The 5,373-nt window shown below is 62.3% G+C and carries 3 protein-coding genes and 1 pseudogene; all 4 read right to left on the reverse strand.

Annotated features, from left to right (window positions below; translation table 11 throughout):
• A pseudogene (locus ABU113_RS16890) lies at positions 1-133 on the reverse strand (transposase); the annotation flags it as partial.
• Positions 134-269: 136 nt separating this feature from the next.
• Complete coding sequence (acs, locus tag ABU113_RS16895; RefSeq protein ID WP_230962461.1) at positions 270-2,552, reverse strand: acetate--CoA ligase; 2,283 nt, start codon at positions 2,550-2,552, stop codon at positions 270-272.
• A 66-nt stretch (positions 2,553-2,618) separates the two neighbouring features.
• The gene (adh, locus tag ABU113_RS16900; protein WP_066114662.1) at positions 2,619-4,139 is read right to left on the reverse strand and encodes an aldehyde dehydrogenase; all 1,521 of its coding nucleotides are present in this window, start codon (positions 4,137-4,139) and stop codon (positions 2,619-2,621) included.
• Between the two features lie 141 nt (positions 4,140-4,280).
• Positions 4,281-5,249, reverse strand: coding sequence for a GAF domain-containing protein (locus ABU113_RS16905; protein WP_231733314.1), 969 nt, complete (start codon positions 5,247-5,249; stop codon positions 4,281-4,283).
• Positions 5,250-5,373: the final 124 nt, after the last annotated feature.

Consider the following 5,373-nt stretch of genomic DNA (forward strand, 5'->3'; position numbering starts at 1 on the left):
AGTCGGCCATCGTCTCGGGCAACTCGATGCAGCGCAAGAAGATGGCCAGGTTGTAGGCCAGCGCATGCAGTTGCAGTCGCACCTCATTGTCGCGGAACTTCCGGCATGACAGCCGCGTCCAGTGGAATCCCCATAGCTCGGCTCATGACCACCCCGGTTCGGGCATCGAAGACTTTCCGACGCCTGTCGGCGTCCGAAACTCTCAACGGAAGCGGTCAGTCCGGTTTCAGCCAAAATGCGTGCTTAGCGGCCGTAGCAATTCAAGAAACTTACGGTTCAATGCGCTTGGCCACCAGATTCTCGACCACCGCCGGTTCGGCCAGCGTCGAGGTGTCGCCCACTTCGCCGGGTTTCCCCTCGGCGATCTTGCGCAGGATGCGGCGCATGATCTTGCCCGAGCGGGTCTTGGGCAGGCCGGGGGCGAACTGGATCGCATCGGGCGTGGCGATCGGTCCGATCTCCTTGCGCACCCATGCCCTCAGCTCGTCGCGCAGCGCCGCGTCGCCTTCCTCGCCGGCATTGAGCGTGACGAACGCGTAAATGCCCTGGCCCTTGATATCGTGCGGCATCCCGACGACCGCCGCCTCGGCCACCCTGGGGTGCGCCACCAGCGCGCTTTCCACCTCGGCGGTGCCCATGCGGTGGCCGGAGACGTTGATCACGTCGTCCACCCGGCCGGTGATCCAGAAATACCCATCCTCGTCGCGCTGCGCGCCGTCGCCGGTGAAATATTTGCCGGGATAGGTGCTGAAATAGGTCTGGAAGAAGCGATCGTGATCGCCCCAGACGGTGCGCATCTGGCCCGGCCAGCTCTGTGTGATGACGAGATTGCCCTCGGTCGTGCCGTCCAGCACCTTGCCTTCTGCGTCGACCAGTTCGGGGAATACGCCCGGCAGCGGCCTGGTGGCTGAGCCGGGCTTCGTTTCCATCGCACCCGGAACCGGCGCGATCAGCGCGCCACCGGTCTCGGTCTGCCACCACGTATCGACGATCTCGCACCGCCCGCCACCGACCACGCGATGATACCATTGCCACGCCTCGGGATTGATCGGCTCTCCCACCGTTCCAAGCAGGCGCAGCTTCGAAAGGTCATGCCGCGTCACCGGCGCATCACCTTCGCGCATCAGTGCGCGGATGGCCGTGGGCGCGGTGTAGAACACGGTGACGCCCAGCCGCTCGCTGGTTTCCCAGAACCGCCCGGCATCGGGATAGGTCGGGACGCCGTCGAACATCACCGTCGCCACACCGTTGGAAAGCGGGCCGTAGACGACATAGGAGTGACCAGTGATCCAGCCGACATCGGCGGTGCACCATAACAGGTCGTCCTGCTTCAGGCCGAACAGCAGATCGGTGGTGAGCGTGACCCACAACAGATAACCGCCGGTGCTGTGCAGCACGCCCTTGGGCTTGCCGGTCGATCCGCTGGTGTAGAGAATGAACAGCGGATCTTCCGCATTCATTGGCTCGGGCGGACAATCGGCATCGACCCCTTTGCTCAAGTCGTGCCACCACCAATCGCGGCCCTCCTTGAGATCGACCTCGGTCGTCGTCCGCTGTACGACGATAACCGTTTCGACCCCGCCCGCCTTTGCACAGGCCGCGTCGACATTGGCCTTTAGGGGAACCGACCTGCCGCCGCGCCTGCCTTCATTGGCGGTGATAACGAGCTTGGCGCCGCAATCGGAAATACGATCAGACAGACTATCGGGTGAAAAGCCACCGAACACCACCGAATGTACCGCGCCGATTCGTGTGCAGGCAAGCATGGCGATCGCGGCTTCGGGTACCATCGGCATGTACAGGATTACCCGATCTCCCTTGGCGACTCCGCGGCCCTTCAACACATTGGCGAAACGACAGACTTCCGTATGCAGTTCGCGGTAAGTGAGGGTTCGCCCCTCGCCCGGCTCGTCCCCTTCGAAAACGATGGCGGCGTTGTCGCCACGGGCATCCAGATGGCGATCGAGGCAGTTGACCGAAACATTCAGTTCGCCGTCGGCAAACCAGCGAATGCCGAAGTCGGCTTTGTCGAAGCTGCTTTCGTTCGCGCGGGTCGGGAAGCTCTCCCAGTCGAGGCGGCGTGCCTGATTTAGCCAGAATGCGTCCGGGTCGCGGGCGATGTCATGATGCATCTGGCGTAGAGTATCGGCTTTGTCGATCATGCCGAGTTCCTTGTCGTCGAAGGCCCTGCTGCGAACGAGGAGACGGCGCTCGGTCCCGTTATCGAGGCTGAACATCCCGCCCCGTCCATCGACCGCATCGAGGATCAATTGGGTGTGTTTCCAAGCCGCGAATTGCGCGCTGCCGATATAGACCGGGATATCGCCGACCTTGCCGATCAGCACGTCGCGCTCGCCGATGCGGAATTCGGCGCGCGGATAGATCATCGGGCTCGATCCGTCGCAGCAACCGCCCGACTGGTGGACCAGCACCGGGCCGTGACGGTCGACGATTTCGGCCAGCAGCGCCGCTCCCGCCTCGGTGGCAATCACACGGCGAACCAAAGCGGCCCGCCCCATTTTTCCCTCGTCCTGCTCGTCACCGTTCGCCATTAGTTTTATCGTTCGAAGGCCGGGCGGCGGGCGAAACTCCGCGTCGCCGTGCCCGGGCTGTTCGCCTCAGAAGAAGCCGAGCTTCTTCGGGCTGTAGCTGACCAGCATGTTCTTGGTCTGCTGATAGTGGTCGAGCATCATGCGGTGGTTTTCGCGCCCGATGCCGGACTGCTTGTATCCCCCGAAGGCCGCGTGGGCAGGGTAGGCGTGATAGCAATTCGTCCACACGCGACCGGCTTCGATCGCGCGGCCGAACCGGTAGCAGGTGTTCGCATCGCGGCTCCACACGCCGGCACCAAGGCCATACAGGGTATCGTTGGCGATCTGGAGCGCTTCCTCGTCGTCCTTGAAGGTGGTGACGGAGACGACCGGGCCGAAGATTTCCTCCTGGAAGATGCGCATCCGGTTATTGCCCTTGAAGATCGTCGGCTCGACGTAATAGCCGTCGGCGATCTCACCTTCGAACCGAGCGGCCTTACCGCCGGTCAGCAATTCGGCGCCTTCCTGTTTGCCGATGTCGATATAGGAGAGGATCTTTTCCTGCTGCTCGGACGATGCCTGCGCCCCGATCATCGTCGCCATATCAAGCGGATTGCCTGCGACGATCGCTTCGGTGCGCGCGATCGCCTTTTCCATGAACCGGTCGTAGATGCTCTCGTGGATCAGCGCGCGGCTGGGACAGGTGCAGACCTCGCCCTGATTAAGCGCGAACATGACGAAGCCTTCGATGGCCTTGTCGAAATAATCGTCATCCTCGCGGCACACGTCGGAGAAGAAGATATTCGGGCTTTTGCCGCCGAGCTCCAACGTCACGGGAATGAGGTTCTCGCTCGCATACTGCATGATCAGGCGACCGGTCGTCGTCTCTCCGGTAAAGGCGATCTTGGCGATCCGGTTGCTGCTGGCAAGCGGCTTGCCTGCCTCAAGGCCGAACCCACTGACAATGTTGAGGACGCCGGCGGGAAGCAAGTCTGCGACCAGCTCCATCCATACGAGGATCGAAGCCGGGGTCTGTTCGGCCGGTTTCAGCACCACGCAGTTTCCGGCCGCGAGCGCTGGCGCCAGTTTCCATGCCGCCATGAGGATCGGGAAGTTCCAAGGGATGATCTGACCGACCACGCCAAGCGGTTCGTGGAAATGGTAGGCAACCGTATCGTGATCGATCTCGGAAATGCTGCCCTCCTGCGAACGGATGCAACCCGCGAAATAGCGGAAGTGATCGATGGCCAGCGGAATATCGGCCGCCATCGCCTCGCGCAGCGGCTTCCCGTTATCCCATGTCTCCGCGATCGCCAGCTTTTCGAGGTTCTCCTCCATTCGGTCAGCGATGCGATTGAGGATCTGGGCGCGCTCGCCCGCGCTGGTGCGGCCCCAGGATTGCTTTGCGGCGTGCGCGGCATCGAGCGCCGCCTCGACGTCGGCCGCCTGACTACGCGCGATCTTGCCGACCGGTTTGCCGGTCACCGATGAAATGTTGTCGAAATAGCGCCCGTCTTTCGGGGCCACCCACTTCCCGCCGATGAAATTGTCGTAACGCTCCGCGAACGGTGCCGCCATTGATGTGGCGGGATTGGTCTGCATGTCCATGATATCATCCTCTCGAAATCGCCGGGCCCTCCCGGTCGCGAGGATGATGGTTCCGTCAAACCTAATGGATTAACAGAGGGCGCCATTGGTGAGGAGGTGAGACTGTCTCACTATTGAGACAGTCGGGCCGTGCTTTTCAAATCAATCGCGCAACAGGCCCGCCTTATCCATTCGGCGATAAAGCGTGGCCCGACCAATACCGAGCAATTTCGCCGCCTTCGTCGCATTCCCGCTAGCCTGCGCCAGCGCCTGCCGCAGCACGGCTCTTTCCGAGTCGTGGAAGGAAATGCTTTCGTCGCGCCCGAGAATGTCCGAAGCCGTCCGGCGTGCTTCGAGACAGGCATCCGTAAGCCCGAAGCGATGTCGCGCCGCAAAGGTCGCGCCAACTACGAGATCGTCGCGATCGACTGCCAGAAGGGCCGCATCGCCGCCGGGCAAATTGGCGTCGATGATCCGGTGTGCGGCGAAATGCTTGCGGAACACGCCGCTCTCGATCCGGCGCGCCGCATCCTGCACGATCTTCTGTACCAATATGCCCATTGCAGCGCTGTGATCGTCGCGACAGTTCGAGATGTCGAGCGCACCGACAAGTCGGCCGGTCGCATCGCGAACCGGTGCGTCCATGCAGCTTATGCCGATATTGCGGGTGGCGAAATGCTCGTCGCGGTGGATCGTGACGGGCCGCCCCTCAATCAGGCAAGTGCCGATACCGTTGGTGCCTTCGCGGCTTTCGCTCCAAACCCCGCCAGGGGTCAGACCGACCCGGTCGAAGAGTTCGCGATCACCTGCTAGGCTGCGCGCTTCTAGAACGACACCGTCATTATCGGACAGCATGACGGCACAGCCGGTCGCGGAAACGGTCTGGAACAGCTGGTCGAGAAGAGGCCGCGCGACATCCAGCATCAACTCGTGGCGCTGTCTCCGTTGAGTAAGGTCGCTACCGGAGACGAGCTCCAGCGTGCGATTGGCCCCGGCGTCGAGGCCGTGCTTGAGGCTGGAACGACACCAACTCGCCGCGACAAGCGAATGCGCGGCACTGGACGAGGATTGCAAAACCTCTTCGACAATCGCTTCGTGTCGCTTTCCCATCGTCTCCGGATATCGCAACATACATTCCCCAAGTGGCATGCCGTCTGACGTGAGCTTCGCCTGAATCCGACCGCAGGACAATCATTTTCCGTCCCGAGCGGCGTCGTCGGGCGCGCAAGGCGCTGAGACAGGGCAGATCGGCCCG

The sequence above is a fragment of the Parapedomonas caeni genome (assembly GCF_041060555.1).
Taxonomy (GTDB): Bacteria; Pseudomonadota; Alphaproteobacteria; order Sphingomonadales; family Sphingomonadaceae; genus CAUJIW01.